This is a genomic window from Candidatus Zixiibacteriota bacterium, assembly GCA_036397555.1.
Classification (GTDB): Bacteria; Zixibacteria; MSB-5A5; order WJJR01; family WJJR01; genus DATKYL01.
The window spans coordinates 84,215-108,162 of record DASWIS010000020.1; the positions used below are offsets into that span (position 1 = coordinate 84,215).

Here is a 23,948-nt window from a genome sequence, read left to right on the forward strand (position 1 = left end):
GACCCGAGGCGCGGTCGCCCTCAAGGTGGTCCCACACCTTGTGGACCTGCGTCTGTTATCGTTTATCGAACCGATGAACGCATCGCTCGAGCGCCGAAATCACCACAACGACCTGAGCTTGAATCGGTCCGACAAACCGTGCGCAGTTTTAAATGGCTGCAACTCCCGTTACTTCATCCGTCAAGTCTCGCTTGACGTCCTAGGCAGAAAAAAAGAGGTATTGGGGCCCGGCATTTTCACCTCAGCCCACCAGTCATTGACCATAATTAGCAGGAAGATTGGCAATTGTCAAGCGGTTGGGACGCAAAACTGAAGCGTCGCGACGCCATCGACACTTAACGCAGCACACACAGCCGGGCCGAATGCCCACAATACATTGACACACTGTGAGTTACGCGAATTGACGGCCGTCCATGGCCCCTCGATTAAATCTTTGTTCATCAATAGCCTTTGCACTTTTCTTGTGTCGCACTGGTCGAGCGTGTGATCACCGGGTTGTACAACTCTCCGCGAGTATTGGCCACAAACGTCCCCATCGGTTCAAATCGCACGATCGCGCTATCGGAGCGCGACACGATGCCTGCTACCGACGGCTTCGCTGTCAGCGGCAACCTGAACAGCAGTCCGCGGCTGAGAGGCGGCAACGCTTTGGCGACTACAGAATCTTGCGCTATCATCTGCGACAGCAGCGTGACTTTTGCCGTGAACAGATTCGGGCTGCTGGCGCCGACATACTCCCACTCCGACAGCAGTCCGCCGCTGGTGTCACAACGCAGCTCGGTGCCTGACAGCGCGCGCAGCGGGGCCGTCGCCGAATCGTCGCGGTGCACGGGCGCAGCGCTGTTGAACCGGAGTGAATCCGGACGCTGGAAGGAGAACAGATCGGGACGATCCCAGGTCAGCAGTGCTTCGATACCGGCGATCGAATCGGGCGAGGACAAAAGCCAACATTCCAGCGACTGCGGACAGCCGGACGCATCAGCCGCAATCCGTAGCTCCAGGGTCACGGGGCCGGCGTTCGCCGGTGACGCCGATTTCGTGGTCTCGGCCCTCGCGGCGCCGGCCGCGACGAGTGCCGCAACGACGTATCGAATCATGGAATATCGCATCATCTCAACCCCTCAGGGTTATAACCCGCTCCTCACGCAATATCGGTTGATACACCGACGAATCCAAACGCGGTGCAGTCTCATATCGGCCAGTGGCGTACATTCCCGATGACATGGCGACACCATCGTCGAAAAACGCCCGCGTGTCGCTGACCGTCGGCAATCTGTTCGTCCGCTACGGCGGGTACACGGCTGTCAACGACGTCAGTTTTGAAGTCGGCGGCGGGACGATTCTCGGGATCATCGGTCCCTCCGGCGCGGGGAAATCGTCGATTCTGGCCGCGCTGACCGGACTGATTGCTTCGACCGGCGTCGTTCGTTTCGACGGCACCGATCTGGGCAATCGGCCGCCGCAACAACGACGTTTCGCCAATGTCTATCAGGATCACCGACTGTATGATTGGATGACGCTCGCCGAGAATGTGGCATTTCCCTGTCGGGCGCAGCGGTGGCCCCCACACCGAACCGCCATCGCTGTCGACCGGTTGCTCAGGGAATTTGGTTTATCCGATCGAGCGGATCGCCCGGCCAGACTTCTCTCCGGGGGCGAGGCGCAGCGTGCCGCACTGGCCCGTGCGCTGGTCTTTGAACCTCAGGCGCTTCTGTTGGATGAACCCTTCTCCGATCTGGATCCGCCGTTGCGCGGACGTTTGCGTGACCATGTCGCCAGACTGGTGCGAGAACGCGGCATACCGACGATCCTCGTCACGCACGATCGCGATGAAGCGTTGTCTGTTTGCGATCGTCTGGGGATCTTGATCAACGGCGTTCTGCGGCAGTGCGGCGCGCCGCCCGAACTGCTCAACAATCCGGCCGACTCCGAAACCGCGGAGTTCCTCGGTTACGCCAACAGTATGAACGGCACCGTCACACAACTGCGCGGCGGCGTTATCGAGTTTAAGGCCAACGGGCGACGCTGGATCGGCCGGTCTGGAAACGGCCGTCAGTTTGCCGAGGGTGAACACGTGCGGGCACTATTCCGTCCGGCGGATGTGCTCCCCGCCGGCAACGAGCCGCCCGATGCGCCCAATGGAGTGAGCACAACTTGTCTGCAGGTGACGGTCACCGAGCATGTCCGGCGGATCGCATTGGCCGCACCCGCGACGGACCCATGGGTCGCCCACTGGCCGATGGATCTCCCGGTCACTCCCGGTTCGACGGTTCACTGCCGGATCGCCCCGGAGCGACTGCTCGTCTACCTTTAAGATCGCCATGACCGATGGCCGTTTCCAGACCGGTCAATCCACCCATTCGGCGATAAAGACGTTCGTCTCGTACGGTTCTGAGTTGTTGCGATTCGACGCCCAGACCAGTTTGGTCCCGTCGTGATTGAACATGGGAAAACCGTCGAAAGTCTCGTTGGTCGTGATCCGCCGCAGCCCGGAGCCGTCGATGTTGATGATGTACAAGTCAAAGTTGCGACCGTGCGGATCGTCCATGTTTGACGCAAAGATCAGTCGTTTGCCGTCGGGATGGAAATACGGACAGAAACTGGCTGCCGCAAAGTCGGTGATCTTCGTCTTGCTGCTGCCATCGGCGTCCATGACGTACAACTCCAGTTTGCCGGGACGGATCAACCCCTGCTTCAGCAGGCCCCGGTAGTCGGCCGCCTCAGCGGAATCGGCGGGACGGCTGGCGCGGTAGCAGATCTTGCTGCCATCAGCGGAAAAGAATGCGCCGCCGTCGTAACCCACCTCGTGGGTCAAACGGATGACGTTCGAGCCGTCCGGATTCATCGTATACAACTCCAGATCGCCGTCGCGCACGGACGTGAACAGTATCTTCGAGCCGTCCGGCGAGTAGACCGCCTCGGCATCGTAGCCCGGCGTCGTCGTCAGGCGCTTGATGTCCGAGCCGTCGGGATTGACCGAAAAGACGTCGAATCCTTCGTACAAGGCCCAGACATACCCCTGCGACCGATCCGGCTTGGGCGGGCACGAATCATCGACCAGATACGTCGAGCAGTAGATGACGCGCTTCCCATCGGGCGCGAAGAACGAACATGTGGTGACGCCGCCCGGAACCGAAACCTGCCGGACGTCGCCGCCGTCGATGTTCATACTGAAAATTCGGTCGCAGTCGTAGCCGTCGCGCGTGGTCTGAAAAATCAACCGGTCGCCGGTGCTGTTGAAATACGCCTCAGCGTTTTGTCCGCCAAACGTCAACTGACGGATGTTGCGCAGGTGGGTCTCGCCGGGAAATGCGAGCGAATCGATCGGTGCCGCCCCCGATCCGCCCGATTCGCCCCCGCCTTGAAAGGCCCGTGCGAAGCGAACACGCTCGGAGAGCGTCGGGTGGCTGTATCGCCAGAATCGTATGAACGGATGCGGATCGGGATTGGCCAGATTGGCGCTGGCGAGCTTTTCGAATGCGCCCTCCGCGGCCGCCGCGTTGCGTGTCGCCTCCAAACCAAAGATGTCCGCCTGATGCTCGATGTGTCGGCCGAAACCGTTGACCAGCGGCTCGCTGAGGAAGCTGCAAACGCTGAGAAACAGCGCAATCAACGGCAAACTGGCATAGCTCGACAGGCGATCGAACCCGAAACGCTCGGTGTGCATGGCAATGATCCTTGTCATGTAGCGGTGAATGAGGTACGCAAAGATAAACAGCATCATCACGGCGATTCCGAACCCGATCCAGACGTGATTCAGCACGTAGTGTCCCATTTCATGCCCCACGACAAAGAGAACCTCGTCGGGCGACATGGTCGCGATCAGGTTGTCGAAGAGCACGATGCGCTTGGTCTTGCGCAGTCCGGTGACATAGGCGTTGAGCTTCTTGGTTTCCCGCGAAGCGTCGAGCACGAAGACGCGCGACTCGTCGATCCCCGACCGGGACGCCAAATCCAGAATCCGGGTCTTCAGCGGACCTTCGTCCATCGGGCTTTGCTTGTAGAAAAGCGGCGTGATGATCAGGGGAGAAAGAACAATCAGGAAAAACAGGATCGGCACCGAGACCACGCCGACCCAGGCCCACCAGCTTTTGGGACAACGACGGATCAGCGCATAGAGAATCCAGACAAAAACAGCCAGGAGTACGAACGAAACCCCAAAGCCCTTGGCCCAGTCGAGCATGAATGCCCCGACCGTCTGGTTGGACAGTTCATACTGATGCTCGAGCACATAACCGAGGTAGTAGGTCAACGGCAGCGAGGCCGCCTCGGACACGGCCATGAAGAGCAAAAGAAAGATCAGCATCGTGAAGAAACGACGGCGCCCGACGCGTTCGGCCCACGCCAGCATGCGTGCGGCAAACCCGGTGTAGAGAATGACCAGCAGTACCAGCGCCGAATACGCAAAAGTGACAAAGTAGAAGATGTTCCTGGTGGTCGAGTATGCGATCGCCTCCGCGCGGCGTTCCGGAGTCATCTCTCCCCAGCCGGGATCATCTGCGGTCGCGATGGCGGTATCGTGCGCGGCAGTGGCCGCATCCTGGGCGTGACAGGACCCGCCAATCGGCGCCGTTAGGAGCGTCACCAGCAACATCGCCGCTCCCCAAACTGCCCCGTGTGAGAAATGTCGAATAGCCCACCCGTTCACAACGGCAATCTATGACACCGTGTGCGGAACGGGCAATTGCAATGGAGAATCACCCGTCTATTCTGACAACGGCGCGCTGCGGGGGGGTCTAAGAGCGCGGCGCCGCGCCGCGTTCGACCCTGGCACCGTGGCGCTTTGGCCATGAAGAAATCAGCATTAGACGCTCGCTGAGGATCGAATTGACAACGCGTGAGAAATGACCCGGCGCCAACTGCTGCAACGACAGCGGATGCCAGTACATCTTGTTGGGGGCACGGCGGGATTCGGACACGGTGGCCCTCCCTTTGTCGGAAACCGATTCGACAACCGTTGGAACCATCGTGCGTCAGAAAGCCCGTTGTTGATGGAGCCCCGATTAAGCCAAGTTGAAATCCCGGTAAATCGGGGCGAGGTGATGCTATACAGCGATTCGGGCACGACTCCCGGTCGGTGCCGGCCGGACTCAACGTTTCGGCCGGGTCTCCGGGCCGGTTCGCGGCAGGCCCAGCGGTGTCAATGTCAGGTGTCCCGCCAGAATATGATCGACGACGCTCACCAATCGATTGGGCGGGAGTTGCTGGAGCGCCAGCGGATGCCAGCAAAACTTCGCGGGCCGTCGGTTCCGTTCCATCGCACACCTCCGTACCGGCGATCTATGGCCATCACGAGGAGGTGGTGAGGGTTCCTTCCCCGCACGCGTCAACGATCGGGAAGATCGGCTTGCTGGCTTGACGGTGAGGCGACGGTCTTCCTATGTCAAATACGTACCGTCGCCGAATTGCGTGAGCAAAATCGTGACCCTGTGATCGTGCGCGTCATTTTCCCGATTGACTCCGCGCACCGGCACGCGACAGTATCGTCGGTCGTCTGCCGGCTCCGGCGTGTCCGGGGCGTTCTGTTGCACGGACACAACACAGACGAAAATTCGGGACAATTGACGTATCATGCGCGTCATGCGAGACGGATTCCAAAAGCTCCTGGGCACCGCCGATCTGCTGCCCGAGGAATCGGCGCGCTGGACGCACGCGGAAGCGATCGTCCGCGCCACGATGCGGCGATTCGGTTTCGGGGAGATTCGCACCCCGATCATGGAGCCGACCGGCCTCTTCGAAAAAGGAACCGGCGCCAGCACCGACATCGTGCAAAAGGAAATGTACACCTTCACCGACCGCGGCGACCGCTCGATCACGCTAAGGCCCGAGGGCACGCCCTCGGCGGTACGCGCCTATCTCGAAGCCAGTCTGGGCGCCCAGCGCCCGGTCTGGAAACTGTTCTACTCCGGGCCGATGTTTCGCGCCGAACGTCCACAGAAAGGACGGCTGCGCCAGTTCCATCAATACGGCGCCGAGCTGGTCGGGTCGGCATTGCCCGCCGCCGATGTCGAGATCATCACGCTCGCCGAAGCGACATTGCGCGACCTCGGAGTCGGCGAGTTCTCACTGATCCTCAACTCCATCGGCGATGCCGATGCCCGCAATGCGCATAATGCGGCACTGCGCGACTATCTCGGACGCGATGATGTGCGGACCAAACTCTGCGACGACTGCATCCGCCGCGCCGCGACCAATCCCTTGCGCATCTTCGACTGCAAGAAGGAATCGTGTTTACGCCTGATTGCCAGGGCGCCGACCATCGATGGATACCTGACGGACGATGACCGGTCACACTTCGATACTGTCCGCTCGTCATTGAAATCGTTGGGCATCCCCTACGAGATCGATGTGCGCATGGTGCGCGGCCTGGATTATTACACGCGCACAACGTTTGAGATCAAATCGAGCCGGCTGGGTGCGCAGGATTCGTTGTTGGGCGGCGGACGCTACGACCGCTTGGTCGAATTGTACGACGGCCCGCCGACCCCCGCGGTCGGCTTTGCGGCGGGCTGGGAGCGGATCCTCGATGTGCGGGAGATGGCGGGCGCCCCTCCCAATGCATCGCCGCCGCTCGATGTTTTCGTCTGCACGCTCGGCGAACAGGCGCAGACGCGCGCGGCGCATATCCTGGCGGCGATTCGCACGCTGGGATTCTCAGCCGACCGTGACTTCCTGGGGCGCGGCCTGAAGGCGCAAATGAAGGACGCCGACAGGTCGGGCGCGCGCTATGTTCTGATTGTCGGCGATGATGAAATCGCCCGCGGCCGATTCACGCTGCGCCGCATGGACACATCGGAACAAACCGATATCGATGCCGATCATACAAAGTGGACACAAGGGACATTTGCGGTGTAGGGTGGCACAAGGTGTGTGGACGCCAGGCGTCCTCGCCTGGCGCAACCCACGCTGGCGGGGAACGGCTGGCCGGCTCTGTGACTATGGTGGATTCAATGTGACTTCACTCCGCCACGCGAGGACGCGCGGCGTGCACGATCGGTGTTAGATCGCCCATGCTCCCCATCGAAGCCATCAAACGCACCCACACCTGCGGGCAACTGCGTGCCGAGCACACGGGACAGACTGTGCGTCTCAACGGCTGGGTCGCGCGCTGGCGCAACCTCGGCGGACTGCTCTTCATCGATCTGCGCGACCGCTACGGCATCACGCAGATCGTCTTTCATCCCGAACATGTCGACGCCGCGATGATGGACACCGCCTCGGCGTTGCGCGCCGAGAGCGTGATCGGCATCGAAGGCACAGTCCAGCTACGTCCGGCCGGAACCGAGAACAGCAAACTGCCGACCGGACAAATCGAAGTCGCCGTATCACGACTCGTCATCCTCAACCGCGCCGAGACGCCGCCGTTTGAAATCGTCGACGACACCAACGCCTCCGAAGACTTGCGCCTGAAGTACCGTTATCTCGATCTGCGCCGCAAACCGTTGCAGCAACGCTTGCACGTGCGACACGATGCCGCGCTGGCGACACGCGAATATCTCAGCAGCCAGCATTTCCTCGAAATCGAAACACCGCTCTTGATGCGTTCCACCCCCGAGGGCGCGCGCGACTATATCGTGCCGTCGCGCGTCCACAAAGGCCGCTTCTACGCGCTGCCGCAGTCGCCGCAGTTGATGAAGCAGATATTGATGGTCTCCGGTTTCGACCGCTACTTCCAACTGGCCCGCTGCCTGCGCGATGAAGACTTACGCGCCGACCGTCAGCCCGAACACACGCAAATCGATCTGGAGATGACCTTCGTCACTCCCGACGACGTCTTCGCCGTCGTCGAGGGATTAATGAAGCACGTGTTCCGCAAAGTCCTCGACGTCGACGTCATCACGCCGTTCGGACGGATGACCTTCGACGAGTCAATGGACACCTACGGCATCGACAAGCCCGACCTGCGTTACGATCTGCCGATTGTCACGCTCAACGACTCAGTCAAGGGCTCCGGATTTCGCGTGTTCGATGACACGGTCGCCAATGGCGGGCGCGTCGCCGCTATCAGAGCGCCGGCATGGGCCAACCTCTCACGCAAGCAGATCAGCGATTTGGAAGAGCTGGTCAAAGCCGAAGGCGCGGCGGGGCTCGCCTACATCTTATATCAGGAAGAAGGGGTCAAATCGCCGATCGCGAAGTTCCTCTCGCCGGAATCACTCGACAAAATCACCGGCGCGACCGAGGCGCGCGTCGGCGATGCAGTGCTCATGGTCGCCGCCGATGTGAGGACCTGTCGCAAGGCGCTGGGGCAACTGCGCATCCGCATCGCGCGAGAACTCGGCCACATCCGTCCCGGCAAATGGGCATTCACCTGGGTGCATTCATTCCCGCTCTTCGAATACAACGCCGAAGCCGGTCGCTACGATGCCATGCACAACATCGTCACGCATCCCTTCGAGGAAGACCTGCCCAAGCTCGAGGCGGGCTTTTCGACCGACATTCCCGGCGGCGATCCGCGTCACCCGTGGGAACAGATTCGCGGCCACCAATACGACTTGGTGCTCAACGGTGTCGAGCTTGCTTCCGGCGGCATGCGCAACTACCGCGCCGACCTGCAAAAGCGCGTGCTCAACGCCTTGGGCATCGACGATGACCGCGCCGAACGGATGTTCGGTTTTCTATTGGAGTCCTTCAAGTACGGCGCCCCGCCGCACGGCGGCATCGCGCTCGGCTTCGACCGCGTGGTCGCGCTGTTGTGCGGCTGCGACTCGATCCGCGAAGTCATCGCCTTCCCCAAGACCACGCAGGCGCAATCGCTGATGGATGGCTCCCCGTCATCCGTCGACCCGCATCAGTTGGCGGAGCTGGGGATAGAAATCAGCGGCAAGTGACGGCGAATGAGTGGGGCGGACGTCTTGTTCCTGTGCAGGCCAGACGTCCTCGTCTGGCCTGCCCCCGTCAGGTGGCAGAACACACCCTGACTTGTTGACGAATCATGCTTAGCTGTGGGATTGCACAGATGCACGTACGCAAAGAGCATGAGTGTCTATTGGCCGGGTGCCCGCGACGACATCGCGAGCTGTGTGCCCGCACCCTGGTGGCGGAATCCCCGTCGGAGGGTGGGGCACGAACATGCGGAATCCGTAGAACGTCGATCCATCGAACCCCATGGATGGGCGCAATGAATTGCTTGTCCTGAGCGCAGTGTGAGGGCGCCCCCACGACCTCCATTTCATACGGCGTAACTCTCTGAGCCCCAAACGCATGGGATACATGCGCCAACGCCCTGCCACATTTCCCCGCCCAAACCTCCTCGGCCGCGTATATTCCCATCCGCAGGACAATGACGCGACAAGCGGGGGCGATTACATCGCGGGCGAACAGTCCGATATTACCTGAGTAAGACATCATACAGCCCGATCCCGGTGAGAATTGTCTGATACGCTTTGAGTAAACCCAGCCAGCGAATCATTTCGATTGAAGGATGCGACCCGCGCGTGTTGCTCGGGCGGCATGGTGTCTTTTTGCCGCTGATCGAGGCGCGTTTCGGCGTGGCGCTGACCGCGCGCGGCGAAGAGATCATCGCCGTCGGCAAGCCCGAAGATGTGGATTCGGTCGCGCGGCTCATTGACGACCTGATGACCCACATCGCCAAGACCGGCGAACTCTCCGAGCGTTATTTGCACTACGCGATGACGATCATCGGCGAGGGGCAGGAGGGGCCCTCAGCGCAACTCGAAGCCGCCGCGCCGGGTGGAACGCGCTTTAAGATCACTGCCAAGACGTTGGGGCAGAAGGAGTACCTTGAAGCGATCGAGAACTACGATCTGACTATCGCCATCGGTCCCGCCGGCACGGGAAAGACATACCTTGCGGTCGCCATGGCGGTCGCCGAACTGAAAGCCAAGCTGGTCAACCGCATCGTCTTGGCCCGTCCGGCGGTCGAGGCGGGCGAATCGCTCGGCTTCCTGCCGGGAGACATGCGCGCCAAGGTCGACCCGTACCTGCGGCCGGTCTATGATGCCATGTACGACATGATGCCGACCGACAAAATGCACCGCATGCTGGAGAACAACACGATCGAGATCGCGCCGTTGGCGTTTATGCGCGGGCGCACGCTCAACAACGCCTTTGTCATTCTCGATGAAGCGCAAAACACGACCGCCGGGCAGATGAAGATGTTTTTGACCCGTCTGGGCGAGCGTTCCAAGGCGGTGGTCACCGGCGACATTACGCAAATCGATCTGGACAATCCGGCCGCTTCGGGCCTGCTTTTGGTCGAAAAGATTCTTTCGGGGATTAAAGGGGTGGCTTTCGTGCGGCTGACCGAACGCGATATCGTGCGGCATCGACTGGTGGGCGAGATCGTCCGCGCCTTCGACCGTCACGAACAGGCGTTGCGCGCCGCCGGGGCGGATCTTTCCAACGGCACCAACGGCCTTCCGTCCAGCCCGGTCCGTCGTCCCCATCGCAAGGCGCCCTTCGGGACACGGACCGCGCCCTCAACCTCGCTGCAATCCCGGCCGTAACACGCGACATGGATGGTTTGACGCGGGTGTCACAAGCACCCTGACGATGCCCGCTGGGCTGCCGATACTGAGAGACTGACGATGTTGCAATCGTTGCTGCGAATCCGACGCGCCATCACCGCCCGAGTCCGGGCGCGGTGGGAGCGCTTCGAAGACACACAGACCGCTCGCCGCTGGCGCATCGGCATCGGTGTCGCGCTCGGACTGGCTGTCGTGGCGCTATCGGTCTTTTTGTTTCCGCGCCCCGACCTGTTCGTCCCCCCCGATTTTCCGCGCGAGGGCGACATCGCCACCGCCGACATCATTGCGCCGTTCGATTTCCCGGTCTTAAAGTCGCAGGAGGAACTCGATGACGAGCGCCGTCGCATCTTGACAGAGACGCCGCCGGTGCTCAGTTACGACCAATCGGTCGCCGATTCGGTCCAGCGCACCACGACGCTCTTCTTCGACTACGCCGAACGCATGGCCGAGTCGAAGATATCCTTGAAACTCAAAGCGGAACGGCTCGCCGAACAATTCCCCTGGCTGGATTTGAGCGGATTGTCGACGCCGCGCACCGGCGGCGGCTGGCTGGCTTTGCGGTTTACCGTCGAGGATGTAATCCGTCGGATGTACGCCTCCGGTATTTTCCCCGACAACCGTTATTTGCCTGCATCCCAGAGCCAATTTGTCATGGTGACTCGCGAGGCGCGCGGCGATCTGCCGCTGCAGCGCGAACAGATACTCGACCTCAAGGGTGCGCGGACCCGCCTGGCGAATGAACTGGCGGAGATTCCCGGTGTCGATTCTCTCGAACGTGCCACGCTGCTGGCCGTCGTCGGAGAGATCGTCACCCCCAACCTCCGCTACAACCACGAGACCACCGAAGCGCGCCGTCAGGCGGCGCTCGCCGATGTGCGTCCCTACAAAGTCCGCATCTTCCGCGGCGAACGCATCGTCGCCAAACACGAACGCGTGACCGCGGCGCACGCCGAGCGCTTGCGCGCGCTGGCGCTCTCGCGCGCGGCGCAGATCGAAGAAGAACGCGCGATCATTCGCTGGCTGCCGTACGCGGCGCGCATCGTCTTCGCGGCGTTCTGTGTCGTCGCGGTCGTGGTGCACTTTCGCTATTTCCGGCCGCGGTATCTCAAGCGCCTGGGCCCGCCCTTCGCCCTGGCGGTCATCTGGACCGCCATCCTTTTGGCGACACGCTTTGCCTCCGCCGCCGACGGACCGGCGCTGTATCTGATCCCGATTCCCTTTGCCGCGATCCTTGTCACCATTCTCTTCGATCTGGGAACGGGGCTGGTCTCGACGGTCTTTCTCTCACTGCTGGTGGGAATTGTGACCGGCTACGACTACACCGTCTTCCTGGTCGGTTTCAGCGCCGGCATGATCACCGCGTACACCGTACGCACGGTGCGCCGGCGCTACGATTTCTACCGTCCGGCGCTGTACGGCGCCTGCGTCTATATCGTGGTCATCGCGCTGGTGGAAGCGCTGCGTTACACTCCCGGCGAGCAATTGCTGAACGCCGTCGGGTTCGGACTGGTCAATGCTGTCAGCGGCGCGGTCGTCGCCGTCGGCGTATTGCCGGTCTTCGAATCGCTCTTTGGCTTCACGACCGATCTGACGTTGTTGGAGCTCTCCAATCTGAATCATCCGCTGCTGCGGCGTCTGTCATTGGAAGCGCCCGGGACCTACCACCATTCGATCGTAATCGGCAGTCTGGCGGAATCCGCGGCCGAAGCGATCGGCGCCAATCCGCTGCTGGCACGAGTCGGCGCGTACTTTCACGACATCGGCAAGATGGAAAAGCCGGAGTATTTCGCCGAGAACCACCCGCACTACAAAAGCCGCCATGAAAAACTGACGCCGTCGATGAGCGCGCTCGTTTTGGAATCGCACGTCAAACAAGGAAAAGAGCTGGCGCTGGAGTACGATCTGCCCGACGCGGTCATCGATTTCATCGAGCAGCATCACGGCACGACGACCATGGCGTACTTCTTCCATAAGGCCAAAGCGCACGACCCCGACGCCTCCGAAGAGGAGTTCCGATATCCCGGTCCCAAGCCGCAGTCGCGCGAGACGGCGATTCTGATGCTGGCCGATTCGGTCGAGGCGGTCAGCCGCACGCTCGATGATCCCAAACCGGCGCGTCTGCGCGCGGCGATCAAAAAGGTGATCGAAGACAAGTTCCTGGCGGGACAACTGGAGGAATGCAACCTGACCCTGCGCGATCTGCATCTGATCGAAGAGAGTTTCCTGAAGATACTCGGTGGCGTGTTCCATCAGCGGGTCAAGTACCCGGCGCAATTGGGACTGGACGTGGCCGAACCCGAAAGCGACGCGGGCCCCGATGAGGAGCAGGGGTTGCGTGATACTCCGGCCCCGGGCACGATCCCGGTCGAGCCGGAGCGCACCGGAAACGTACGACGTTCACCCGTTTGACCGCTATATTGGCCGCGCGTCACAGTCAAACCGATCGGCCACAGTCGATGTCATCTCCTCGTTCCGAATCCAACGATCCCGTCCCGAGGCCCGGCCGCCGATCCCGGTCGATACCATGGCGTGTCACCGTGGCGCGCGGAATCCCGCGCGTGCGGATTCCCGCCGACGAGCTTGTTGCGGCGCTGCGTCGCGTCGGTCGCGGTGAGAACGCGTCTGGGCGAATCGGAGTGGTCATCGTCGATGATCCGGTCATGCACGAACTGAATCGTCGCTACCGTTGCAGGAACCGCCCGACCGACGTGCTCTCGTTTCCCCTGGCAGCAGGAGCTCCAGTCCATACCGACCGCCTGGTCGGCGAGGTGTACTGCAACTACGATCACGCGCGCCGATGGCGCGCCGGGCATGGCGGCACGATCGCCGACGAGCTGGTGCGGTTGGCGGTGCACGGTTGTCTGCATCTGCTGGGATACGATCACCACACAGCCCCGGATCGCGACCGGATGGTACGCGCCGAGCGGAAGTATCTGCGGATGAGTGGATTGATCGCGCATCGCAACGGACAGGGGCACGGTTCGTGATTCTCGAAATGCTGGTGACCGCCGGCGCGATCGCCCTCTTGCTGGGTGCGATCTACGCCGCGGCATCGGCGGGAGTTCAGCTCTTCACGATGGCCGATCACGAGATCACAACGACACAACTGCGCGGGCACCGCGCGCGATTCGTCGAAACGCTCACACGGAACCCGCGCGAGATCCTGCTGGCGGCCACGCTGTTTAAGTCGTTGATGTTTCTGGCGGTCGTTGTGATCGTCGTCTGGATGGTGCCCCGCTGGGCGCGACAGTTGGAGTGGCCGGGGCCGCCGTTTGTGGTCGTCGGGCTGATTGCCGTCTGGCTCTTGCGCATCTGGGTCGGCGAGATTCTGCCGCGCGCGTCGATTCCCGACAGCAACAACGGCGGCGAGAACCCGCGTCTGGCATGGCTGGCGCTGCTCTGGTGGGGATTTCGTCCGGTGCTGGCACTGACACGCCCGCTGCATCGGCGCCGGACGCCGCAGGAACGGTTCACCGACCGCGAGGAGATCGTCGAGCATGCCATCGATTCGCTGGCTGAGTCGGCCGGACTCGATGAACCGGTCATCGAGGAAGACGAACGCCGCATGATTCAGGGCGTCATCGGCCTCGAAGACACTGAGGTCCGTGAGGTCATGGTCCCGCGCATCAACATCGTCGCAGTCGAGGCGCACGACTCGATGGACAAGGTCCGGCGACTGGTGCGCGCTTCGGGACACTCACGGCTGCCGGTGTACGACAAAGACATCGACACGATCGTCGGCATCCTCTACGCAAAGGACGTCTTCTGCGCCGACCATTCCGACACACCGCCCGAACCGGCCACCTTGGCACGGCGCGCATTCTTTGTCCCGGAAACGAAGCGTGTCGATGCTCTGCTTGAAGAATTCAAGCGCACTAAGACACACATCGCCATCGTCGTCGATGAATTCGGCGGTACCGCCGGACTGGTCACGATGGAGGACATTCTCGAGGAAATCGTCGGCGAGATCGAAGACGAACACGATGCCCGCCATCAGGCCATCGAGCGACTCGATAACATGAGCGTACGCGCCGACGGCGTCGTGCCGCTCGAAGACGTCGCCGATCTCTTTGAGGTCGAGCTGCCCGAGGACGACTTCGAAACAGTCGGCGGGCTGATCTACGACCGCGTCGGCGGTGTCCCGCAACGCGGACAGACCGTCTCCGACTTCGGTCTGGAGTTTACCGTCGAGGAAATGGACGGGCAGCGGATCCGGCGCGTGCGGGTCGAGAAACGCCCCGAACCCAAACCCGAGTCGCCCGTGCGCGAAGATTGACACTTGAGTCTTTTCTGGTTGAATTACCGCCGTATGGTTCGACCACGCTCCCGACAACCGTCACAGGTCGATCTCTTCGCCCCCAAGCCGATTCTACTCCCCGACGAAGCCGAACTGGCAGGGCGCTTCGCTCAATTCAATGCCGTCCACTTTGACGGGACTCTGCCGCCTGCAATCGTGCGCTGGTCATTGCGTATGCGCATCGCCGGCAGTTGCGACTACGAACATCGCATCATCACGCTGTCACGACTGTATCACCTGCATTTCCCCGAGGAGATCGACGACACGCTCAAGCACGAGATGATCCATCTCGTCTTTCACCGCCACGATGCCGTCTTCGCGGCCGAGGCGCGACGGGTCGGCGCATCGCTGCATTGTCGCGAATACGACGGGCTGCATCCGCGCGCACGGTATGTCTACATCTGCCCCAACTGCCGAACCCTCTTTCCCCGCTCCCGGCGTGAACGGCTGTATTGCGGGCGCTGCTGCCCCCGACGGATCGACCCGAGATTTGAACTGGTCCTGCGAGAACCGGCGTCGCGTCTGGCCGCCCGCCGTCCGCTCACCGCTCGGCAACGTCCATCTCCACGACACCGAAAGCTTCGTGCCAACGGCGACCTCTTCGACTCGTGGTGAGCGACTTGTTCCGCTTGTCTCCGGCAAGGGCGAACCACAAGACGGCGAGACCGGCAATGCCCGCTGACTCATCTCGGTTGCCCAGCAGCGGATTGCCGCCCGTCTTGACTCCCTCGGGTCGATTACGCTACTCTTGGATCGCCAGACCCATCGGGATGGGTTCGGCACCGTGTGGCGGAGTAGCTCAGTTGGTTAGAGCAGCGGAATCATAATCCGCGTGTCCGGGGTTCGAGTCCCTGCTCCGCTACCATCGCCCGGTGGATTCTCGACATCCGATCATCGACTGCTATGAGACCGAGCGGGAAATCCTTTCCCGCCTGACCCGTTCAATCTTTCCGCATCGTCTGGCCATTTGGAAATCGGCTCTGCTCTGATTGGCTCGTAACACACTGACCCCAAAACAGTTAGCCCTTCCATCGGACATCTCCCATTACCGGCACAAGTTTTGATCACCTGTGCAAGGTCGGCACCACCCCGGGAGAGGGTCCTCGGCCCGTGCGGGATGGACCACGCAACGACGACAATCTGAGTGGGGGCAGGATGAAACAAAAGCAGGGGTCTGGAATCGGGTTCTGGCTGTTTATGGCCGTCATCATCTTCGTTCTGTATTGCCTCGTCATGCAACGGCCGTACTGCCGGACTCTGGACATGAGTTTGGGTCAGACGAACGCTGTTGAAACGACGAGGACCCTCTGACGAGAGTCGATGCTCCCTCACATCGCGCCCAAGGGCGCAACCGATCCCACACCGCAGTGATTCTCGCCGGCGGTCGCGGGACGCGTCTGCGCCCGTACACGACGTCGTTCCCAAAGCCGTTGATGCCGGTCGGCGACCGTCCGATTCTGGAGATTCTGGTCGGCCAACTCGCCCGAGCCGGATTCTCGCAGTTGATCGTCGCCGTCGGACACCTGGCAGGATTGATCGAAGCGTACTTCGGCGACGGTTCGCGATTCGGCGTGCACATCACTTATGCTCGTGAAGACGAACCGCTCGGTACCGTCGGGCCGTTGCGGGCATTGGACGACAGACTGCCCGAACACTTTCTCGTCGCCAATGGCGACGTCCTCTGCGACGTCGATCTGACGGCATTCTTAAATGAACACGCCCACGCTGCTCCCGCGCGCGATCTCTCCATCGCGACGGTCCAACGGCGTGTGCATTCCGAATACGGCGTCATCGAATGCGGCGCTGACGGCATCGTCTGCGGATACCTGGAAAAGCCGACGTTTCCCTTGCGTGTCTCCACCGGCATCTACGCGTTTTCGCGCACGGCGCTGGAGCTCATTCCGAAAGGCGCGCGCATGGACTTTCCCGACCTGGTGCTGAAGCTGTTGCGCCACGGATGCCGCGTCGTCACGCACGATCATTCAGGGCTCTGGCTCGATATCGGCCGCGCCGACGACTACGAAGCGGCGCAGCAGTTGATCGCCGAACAGCCGAATCGATTCGAAACGGTGATGACGAGATCCGAATCGAAAGTGCCATCGTCGCAATCGCCAAAACGGGAGGTGACACTGTGAGCACGGCGTCTGTGACGTCATCGTGTCCGTCGTATGTGCGCGAATTGCCCGGGCGCGCTGATCGATTGGGAATGACAGGCGATTCGCCGCGCACACCCGCAGAAGTTCATGGCGCGCTGCATGCAAAAGTGGCGCTGGTCTGCGGCGTCCGCAATGCCATCGGCCGGGCAATCGCCACGACGCTGGCGCAGCACGGCGCGCGGATCGCTTTCGACGCCGTGCCCGGATCCAACACCGCCGAGACGCTCAGCGCGGTCATCGAATCATTCGGCACCAACGCCATGCCCACCGGCAACATGACCGACCCCGAGACACGATCACACGGAATGGCCGAAGGTCCGCTTTGGGGGGCGGGGCAGGTTTACGAACGCTTCGGACAGATCGACATTCTCGTGTATGTCGTCAGTGGGAATGAATCGCACGATCGCACGCCGCTTCATCAGATGCACAACCGTCAATGGGATGAGTGTGCGCACAGACATCTTGACTTGGTCTACCGTCTGGTGCGCGAGGTGATCAATCCCATGCGGCAGCGACGTTTCGGACGCATCGTGCTGATCACCGATCCTATCGCGCCGTCGCAGTACCAGGCGCACGCGTATAGCGACATTGGCCAGTCCGGATTGGTCGCGTTGACCCGGACATTGGCGCGTGAGAACGCCGACCACAATGTCACCGCTAATTGTGTTTGCCCCGGCCTCATCGAACGACCGGGGTGCCGTTCCAATGGTCCTGACGACCCGCAAGCGAAAACGTTTCGCAAACGCGCAGAGATCGAACACATTCCCGCACAACGCTACGGCCGTCCCGAGGATGTCGCCCATCTCGTGACGTTTCTGTGCTCCGACCGCTCCGCCTACATCACCGGCCAGCGCATCGCCGTCGACGGGGGATTGTCGGCGTAAAGTTGCAACAGAGTCGCATAAACACAAACCGCCCCGTCAATCACCCAGGGCAGTTTTAGTCGCCTCTGGCGACTGTGTTACGGCTGCGGCTTGACCGGCGGTTGCCACGCCAGGCCGTAAGACAGCTTTCCGACTTCGGTCGAGTCAATGATCCTCGGCGGATGGGAGAAGTTGTCGATCGCGTAGACCCAGCCCTTGCCCGTGGCATTGACACACGTGAAGTAGACGCGCCGCCCGTCTTCGGATTTCACAATGCCGAACGGCTGGATCGCCTGCGGTCGCAGAATCCAGAAATCCTCGCCCTCTTCGCCGTGCGCGCCCCCCTCGGGGTGCCCGACCCAGACAAAGTTTTCGAATTGCGTCGTGACGAAGATGTGATCGTTGGCCGGATCATGCAGCACCTGCGTGGGTCCATAGAGCGTCTCATGGCTGCCGCCGCCATGCCCGTGCTCGGAGATCTCGATTGAGTCGGTGATGTCCAGATCATTCAGATCCATGACGCGCACCTGCCCCGCGTGCTGGCAGGCGATGAACACGCGACGCCCCCCGTGCGCCGCCAGTGCGTCTTCGGATTCCTCGATCCAGATTCCATACGGGCCGTATTTCTGCGTGCCCGTCGGATAGAGACTGTCGGGATCGACCGAGATGTTCTTCACCGAGTCGGCGTCGAGGTAGATCACTGTGACGTCATTGGTCATCATGTTGCAGGCGACCGCGAACTGCCCATCGTCGGAAACACGGCAGTCGTGTGTCATGGCCCCGGCCGTCATGTTGGTCGGGATGATCGTCATCGTGCTCAAATCAAGTTTCATGATCTTGGTACGGGTTGTGATGTCCAGTCCGCCGAAGTTGACCACATAACCGGTTTGCCCATCGGGAGTGATCCCGATCGACGTCGGCTGAAAATCAAACGGCATCTGCACCGACCCCATGGGCGTATTGTCGGAGGCGCGCCACTTGGTGATCATGCCGCCGATGCTGCGCGACGCGACATAGTAGAATTCGCCTTCCGGATCGAATCCGATGTAGTGCGGATTGGTGACTTCGAGATTGACCGAGTCGATGCGATCCAGAGTGTTGGCATTCAGGATAAACAGAGTCCCCTCACCCTGATTGAGCACATAGAGTCGCGCGGCCAGTTCGATGTTTTCGCCTCCCTCGTCAGGGCATCCCGCCAAGCTCAATAAGCCGAACACTCCGATTGCTGCGAGCAAACCTCGTGCGAGAAGCAAACTTAAACGACGCATTATTCCTCCTGAGATAATACCGCCGATGGGTCGCACGATTGCGTGGACACCTTCCAGACAGAACACGCGGCAGGGTCTTGAGTGGTGAGGCAGGCCGGGTCGCGCGAGATCGTGTGGTTGTCGTGCGTACAATGCTCTGAACAGTTACGAATCCTCAGGACAGTCCGCGACCGTCCTGATAACACAACAATGTAAGGGGAGCGTTGCTCCTTGGCAACGGGCAGGTGACACCTAAGCAGCGCGTGCCGAACCGGCACAACCCAGTGACCAATAAGGGCTTGAGTTCGTGCCCCCACGGCCCGCTCAGGGTGACGTTCGCCGAATCGCCTTGCTTCAGGGCAAAAAATGGTTATCCTAACGACTTCCCGGATTCCAAAGCAGGGGACCAATGAAGAGAACATTTCAACCATCGAATCGCAAAAAACTGGCCGATCACGGTTTTCGCGCCCGCATGGCGACGCGTCAGGGACGCGATGTCCTTCGCCGTCGTCGCGCCAAGGGGCGCAAGCGCCTGACCGTCCGCGCAGCGTCGAAGTAATCCGCCCAACAGTTCCGCACCATTCGGCCCGCACGGGTCGAGCGACGCGGGACGCAACTTCACTGACTTTCGTGACAGCGATGCAACGGCAATCCCGGTCGGCCCACGGACCGGGGCTGACTTTTCCGCGCCGATGCCGCCTGAAGAATCCGCGCACCGTGCGTGCCATCGGTGATTCTCCTGATGGTCGACGGCGCGTCGCCGCCTTTCGTGCGCTCTGGAGCGAAGGCGAACCGTCGGCGGCAGCTCCGGCGCAGTTTGCCTTTGTGGCGTCGCGGCATTGTGGAGCCGCGTATGTGCGCAATCGCATCAAGCGGCGCTTGCGTGAGGCGGTGCGAGCCAACAAAGTGAGTTGGCCCATCGGATTCCGCATCGTCATCAAGGCCAATGGCAACCGTGCCGCGTATGAGAGTTTTGAACACCTGTGTGCACAGATGAAAACAACCCTCGAACTGGTTCGGAACGACAGCGATGTGGAATCGGATTGACCGATTGCTCGGCGAGGTCGGCATTGTCGCGATTCGCGGTTACCAACTGTTGATCGCGCCATGGCTCATCGGCGGCTGTCGTCACATCCCGTCGTGTTCGGAATACGCCGCAGAAGCGTTGTCGCGTCACGGTGCGATCGCAGGCGGCAAACTGGCGGCTAAGCGTCTCGTGCGCTGCCGTCCCGGCGGCTCGTTCGGATACGATCCGGTCCCGTAGACTGATCCCGATGGACGAACAAAAACAGCCGATCAACTTCAACACGCTTCTGGCGTTCGTGGTCTTAATCGCGATCGTGCTGCTCTTGCCCGTGTACTGGGAATGGATCGGCTACAAACCGGCTCCCAAAACCGAACCGGTCGCCACCGATACGACGGCAACTTCGCCATCGGCGACACCCGAACAGCAGTCGCAAGCGATCGCCGAGAAGTCAGCTTCACAACCGGCGCAGTCTGAACAGACCTCCGACACTACAGCCGCGTTCTTCGTTGCGCGCGCCGACTGGCGCAATGAGACGATCACAGTTTCGACACCGAAGATCGAAGCGCTGATCGCCACGCGCGGCGGTCGCATCGTGCGGCTGGTGCTCAAGGACTATGTCTACAACGATGTCTACCGTCGCGGCGAGCCGATTGTCCTGCTCGACACGACCGACACCGGCGGCCCGCGCTTCGAGCCATTCTCCGATTCACTCGATTTGGCCGATGCGCCCTTTACCTCCGACCGGCACTCGCTGACGCTGCACGGCGATGATTCCGCGACGGTAACATTGACGACCCAGACACGCGCGGGCGGAACGTCCCCCTCTGGGGGAAGCACCTGGATGTTGTCCTACACGTTCTTTGCGGATCGGCATGATTTCCGTTTGCGCCTGTCGATTCCCGATCCGTGGCGCGCGGGGGTCGAACGCGAAATCGGTTACGGCTGGACCGGGGGCCTGTGGCCGACCGAACCCTCGGCCTCCGACGACAACGGCCATTTCGCCGCGGTCGCTCTGATGGGAACGGACCTGGAGAAAGTCAAGGATGTCGACAAGGACAAACCGACGCAAACGCTCACCGGCGAAACACACTGGGCCGCGGTGCGCACGAAGTATTTCGTTTGCGCGGTGATCCCATCGCACGTTGGTTCGGAGTTCCATGTCGTCAGCGACACCCGCCCCTGGATCGCGCCCGGTGCATCGGCCACGCTCAAGCAATTCTCCGCCTGGGTCCGCAGCGATCTGCGCACCGGCGAACCGGTCGATCTGACCTGGACGGTCTACGCCGGCCCGATCGACTACGACGTGTTGAAGTCCCACAATGTCGGCCTGGAGGAGATGGTCGATCTGGGGTGGCGCTGGATCGTGCGCCCGTTCGCACTGCTGTTGCTCTGGCTCTTCGGAATCCTGCACTCGGTGATCCCCAACTTTGGCGTCGTCATCATCATCTTCGCGCTGTTGATCAAGACCGTGATGCATCCGTTGACCAAAAAACAGATGCGCTCGATGCGCCGCATGCAGTCGCTGCAGCCGAGGATGGAAAAGCTGCGCGAGCGATTCAAGAAAGACCCGCAGCGGATGAATCAGGAGATGATGAAGATGTACCGCGAGGCGGGGGTCAATCCGCTCTCCGGCTGCCTGCCGCTGTTGCCGCAGATGCCGATCTTCTACGCGCTCTTCCAGTTGTTCCAGACCACGATCGAGCTGCGCGGCGCGCACTTTGTCGGCTGGGTCACCGACATGTCGCAAAAGGACCCCTACTACATCCTCCCGATCATCATGACGGTCGCGATGTTCGTGCAGCAGAAGCTCTCCACCAAGGACCCCAAGCAGAAGATGCTCATCTACCTGATGCCGTTGCTGTTCGGATTTCTGTTTCGCAACTTCCCGGCGGGCTTGAATCTCTACTGGTGCTGCTACAACATCTTCTCGATCATCGAACAAGTCTGGCTCATCGGCCACCCCGACGACGAATCCCCCGCCGATGCCGACGAAGTCGGCTCCGGCCGCATCCTCAAGACCGAAACGGCTGCGTAACCTGCTCGCCTTACCGGCAACGGATTGGTGCACATCAGAGACCTACTGCGACTTGCACTTAAGTGCGAGCCAATGGCCCACCTGCTTCTTCCCAACCGATCACAATCTGCTTGCGTGTCAGCCCGAAGCCAGCATATTCATTCAATCCGGAGGACAATCGAATGGGGTCACATCTCTTGAACAGTGTACGTGAGAGTGCGGCTTATCGTGGCTTCATCGAGATTGCTACTCAAGCCCTTGTTCTCTTTGGCCTGCTCGGTATGGGAATAGCTACGTATAGGCACTTCACTCCCCCCGACCTATCGATCACCTATCAGATGCTCGATACTATCAAGCCAGTTCACACGAAGACGGCCTGGGATACAGCTTCGAACTCAATCCCTGACAGTCTCTCGACCTTGAAACAGCAAATTAGCAAGTTCCTTGGAGTAACTCAGATACTAAGAGTGACATTTGAGAATAACTCAAGAATGACAATAACTGATATTGCGCTCTCACTCCGCCTGGCTCGTGAAATAACTGACTGCGCTGTTGAATCTCGTGATCTCTTGTTAATCAAAAGGCAGTCGGAGATTTGTACGTACGCCGAAAGGGAAGATGGATCATTCGTATTCGAGAGTATTGGCGAACTCCCCCCTCACGCAGGCTTCGTACTAACAATTTGGGGTTCATTTGGCTCCCGAGAACAGCCGGCACCAATCGACGTTAGTTCATCCGCCAACAGCAATTCTGTCCGGCGTGCCTCGCTCATAACCGGAGTCGGTTTGTATCTCGCAGAGAATCTGTTCTCTTTGACGGTGACGTTTATCTTTTTCATCGTCCTCGCGATAGCTGTACGGCTTGGAAGGAAGAAATGAGAGAGGGCCACCTCCTCGTGCACAAGGCTGTAGCGTTGGGACGGGCCTTCGCGTTTGTGTTACGGCGCTTCACTGCCGCGTCAATTGATTTGCTATGCATCTCCTTCATTTGCGTCTTTGGCGCACTTATTGGAGGATTATTCGGCCCTCTTTCGCCTCACCTCTCATCGGCGACCTTCATATTGGTATTCGTCTTGTACTATATCGTCCTCGAAACGTTCCAGAACGGAACGACAGTTGGAAAGTGGCTGCTTCGATTATCGCGCGCATCATCAACTAACAAAACATTAAATCTGGCTAGGTCATCTCTGAGAGCGGCGCTCTTTGTACTATGGCCGTTAACATTAGCCATCTTGCTTGATTTAGTATTCATGATCTTGCAACTGCCCCAATTACTATCTGTAGGACTGAACCTGTTCGTACTTGGAGTGATAGTGTTTGCATGGCCAGTCTCTGTCTTGTATTCCGGCGGGCAGTCATCTCTGTTTGATGTTATGGCCGGAACGCGCGTCCTTAGCATGGGAAGGGGCGATGACGCCTCATCGCGCGGAGGGATTGCAGCGCAGATTGTCGTGTCGATCCTGGCATCTGGTTTGCTTCTCGTCGTCCTCTCATGGCTGGTCCCACACGTGAGGAGGAGCATAGACACATCCGCAATGCCGCCTCGCGGCGTGGATAAGGACACTCGAGTTGTTTCGGTACTGCGAAGTCGGACATTCCCACTCATCCTCGCACACTATTATTCATTCCTGTATGACGATCCATTCATCCAAGTGACACATTTCGGCGAAGGCATCGATACACTGACCTTTAAATCGTCAATCCTCTCAGGCATAGAATCAGTTTCATAACCTCAAAAACATCTTGCCAAGCCATTTCGCGGGTGTGATGCTCGCCTCCGTGAGGGGGGGCCTCATGCCACGATACGAACGGATGTTGACCGACCGGCAATGGCGGCAACTCGCGCCGCTATTGC

General features: G+C 60.4%; 20 protein-coding genes and 1 tRNA gene. 16 read left to right on the forward strand and 5 right to left on the reverse strand.

Features of this window, described 5'->3' with window-relative positions; translation table 11 throughout:
- Positions 1–440: 440 nt before the first annotated feature.
- Positions 441–1,097 (reverse strand): hypothetical protein, encoded by a 657-nt coding sequence (locus VGB22_07035; GenBank protein ID HEX9751019.1) that lies wholly within the window; start codon positions 1,095–1,097, stop codon positions 441–443.
- A gap of 125 nt (positions 1,098–1,222) precedes the next feature.
- Here VGB22_07035 and VGB22_07040 point away from each other — a divergent pair, with 125 nt between their 5' ends.
- Positions 1,223–2,314, forward strand: coding sequence for an ABC transporter ATP-binding protein (locus VGB22_07040; protein HEX9751020.1), 1,092 nt, complete (start codon positions 1,223–1,225; stop codon positions 2,312–2,314).
- A gap of 33 nt (positions 2,315–2,347) precedes the next feature.
- Here the strand turns inward: VGB22_07040 and VGB22_07045 are convergent, their stop codons facing one another.
- The 3 genes from VGB22_07045 to VGB22_07055 form a co-directional block, all read right to left on the reverse strand.
- Complete coding sequence (locus VGB22_07045) at positions 2,348–4,585, reverse strand: M48 family metalloprotease (protein ID HEX9751021.1); 2,238 nt, start codon at positions 4,583–4,585, stop codon at positions 2,348–2,350.
- Between the two features lie 151 nt (positions 4,586–4,736).
- Positions 4,737–4,919: a hypothetical protein gene (locus VGB22_07050; protein HEX9751022.1), complete on the reverse strand. Its 183-nt coding sequence runs from the start codon at positions 4,917–4,919 to the stop codon at positions 4,737–4,739.
- A gap of 171 nt (positions 4,920–5,090) precedes the next feature.
- Positions 5,091–5,258, reverse strand: a complete 168-nt coding sequence (locus VGB22_07055; protein HEX9751023.1) for a hypothetical protein — start codon at positions 5,256–5,258, stop codon at positions 5,091–5,093.
- 313 nt (positions 5,259–5,571) lie between these two features.
- Here VGB22_07055 and hisS point away from each other — a divergent pair, with 313 nt between their 5' ends.
- The 10 genes from hisS (at position 5,572) to VGB22_07105 (ending at position 17,827) form a co-directional block, all read left to right on the forward strand.
- The gene (hisS, locus tag VGB22_07060; protein HEX9751024.1) at positions 5,572–6,855 is read left to right on the forward strand and encodes a histidine--tRNA ligase; all 1,284 of its coding nucleotides are present in this window, start codon (positions 5,572–5,574) and stop codon (positions 6,853–6,855) included.
- A 155-nt stretch (positions 6,856–7,010) separates the two neighbouring features.
- Positions 7,011–8,831 carry an aspartate--tRNA ligase gene (gene aspS, locus VGB22_07065; protein ID HEX9751025.1) on the forward strand — a complete coding sequence of 607 codons (1,821 nt, stop codon included), beginning with the start codon at positions 7,011–7,013 and terminating at the stop codon, positions 8,829–8,831.
- A gap of 555 nt (positions 8,832–9,386) precedes the next feature.
- Positions 9,387–10,469 (forward strand): PhoH family protein, encoded by a 1,083-nt coding sequence (locus tag VGB22_07070; protein HEX9751026.1) that lies wholly within the window; start codon positions 9,387–9,389, stop codon positions 10,467–10,469.
- Positions 10,470–10,550: 81 nt separating this feature from the next.
- The gene (locus VGB22_07075) at positions 10,551–12,899 is read left to right on the forward strand and encodes an HDIG domain-containing protein (protein ID HEX9751027.1); all 2,349 of its coding nucleotides are present in this window, start codon (positions 10,551–10,553) and stop codon (positions 12,897–12,899) included.
- 128 nt (positions 12,900–13,027) lie between these two features.
- Positions 13,028–13,477, forward strand: a complete 450-nt coding sequence (ybeY, locus tag VGB22_07080; GenBank protein ID HEX9751028.1) for an rRNA maturation RNase YbeY — start codon at positions 13,028–13,030, stop codon at positions 13,475–13,477.
- 8 nt (positions 13,478–13,485) lie between these two features.
- Positions 13,486–14,766, forward strand: coding sequence for a hemolysin family protein (locus VGB22_07085; protein ID HEX9751029.1), 1,281 nt, complete (start codon positions 13,486–13,488; stop codon positions 14,764–14,766).
- Positions 14,767–14,799: 33 nt separating this feature from the next.
- Positions 14,800–15,402, forward strand: a complete 603-nt coding sequence (locus VGB22_07090) for a SprT-like domain-containing protein (protein HEX9751030.1) — start codon at positions 14,800–14,802, stop codon at positions 15,400–15,402.
- Positions 15,403–15,575: 173 nt separating this feature from the next.
- Positions 15,576–15,652 (forward strand) — tRNA-Met (locus VGB22_07095).
- Positions 15,653–16,157: 505 nt separating this feature from the next.
- Positions 16,158–16,922, forward strand: a complete 765-nt coding sequence (locus VGB22_07100) for a sugar phosphate nucleotidyltransferase (GenBank protein ID HEX9751031.1) — start codon at positions 16,158–16,160, stop codon at positions 16,920–16,922.
- The gene (locus tag VGB22_07105; GenBank protein HEX9751032.1) at positions 16,919–17,827 is read left to right on the forward strand and encodes an SDR family oxidoreductase; all 909 of its coding nucleotides are present in this window, start codon (positions 16,919–16,921) and stop codon (positions 17,825–17,827) included. The genes VGB22_07100 and VGB22_07105 overlap by 4 nt, the downstream gene beginning before the upstream one ends.
- A gap of 77 nt (positions 17,828–17,904) precedes the next feature.
- Here VGB22_07105 and VGB22_07110 read toward each other — a convergent pair whose 3' ends face one another.
- On the reverse strand, positions 17,905–19,011 hold the full coding sequence (locus VGB22_07110) for a hypothetical protein (protein HEX9751033.1): 1,107 nt from the start codon (positions 19,009–19,011) through the stop codon (positions 17,905–17,907).
- A gap of 451 nt (positions 19,012–19,462) precedes the next feature.
- Here VGB22_07110 and rpmH point away from each other — a divergent pair, with 451 nt between their 5' ends.
- From rpmH to VGB22_07135, 5 genes are all read left to right on the forward strand, one after another.
- Entirely contained in the window at positions 19,463–19,612 is a 150-nt protein-coding gene (gene rpmH / locus VGB22_07115) for a 50S ribosomal protein L34 (protein HEX9751034.1), read from the forward strand.
- 80 nt (positions 19,613–19,692) lie between these two features.
- Positions 19,693–20,100: a ribonuclease P protein component gene (locus tag VGB22_07120; GenBank protein HEX9751035.1), complete on the forward strand. Its 408-nt coding sequence runs from the start codon at positions 19,693–19,695 to the stop codon at positions 20,098–20,100.
- On the forward strand, positions 20,084–20,317 hold the full coding sequence (gene yidD / locus VGB22_07125) for a membrane protein insertion efficiency factor YidD (GenBank protein ID HEX9751036.1): 234 nt from the start codon (positions 20,084–20,086) through the stop codon (positions 20,315–20,317). The genes VGB22_07120 and yidD overlap by 17 nt, the downstream gene beginning before the upstream one ends.
- Positions 20,318–20,327: 10 nt before the next feature.
- The gene (gene yidC, locus VGB22_07130) at positions 20,328–22,115 is read left to right on the forward strand and encodes a membrane protein insertase YidC (protein HEX9751037.1); all 1,788 of its coding nucleotides are present in this window, start codon (positions 20,328–20,330) and stop codon (positions 22,113–22,115) included.
- 161 nt (positions 22,116–22,276) lie between these two features.
- Positions 22,277–22,972, forward strand: a complete 696-nt coding sequence (locus tag VGB22_07135; GenBank protein ID HEX9751038.1) for a hypothetical protein — start codon at positions 22,277–22,279, stop codon at positions 22,970–22,972.
- The last annotated feature ends 976 nt before the right edge of the window (positions 22,973–23,948 follow it).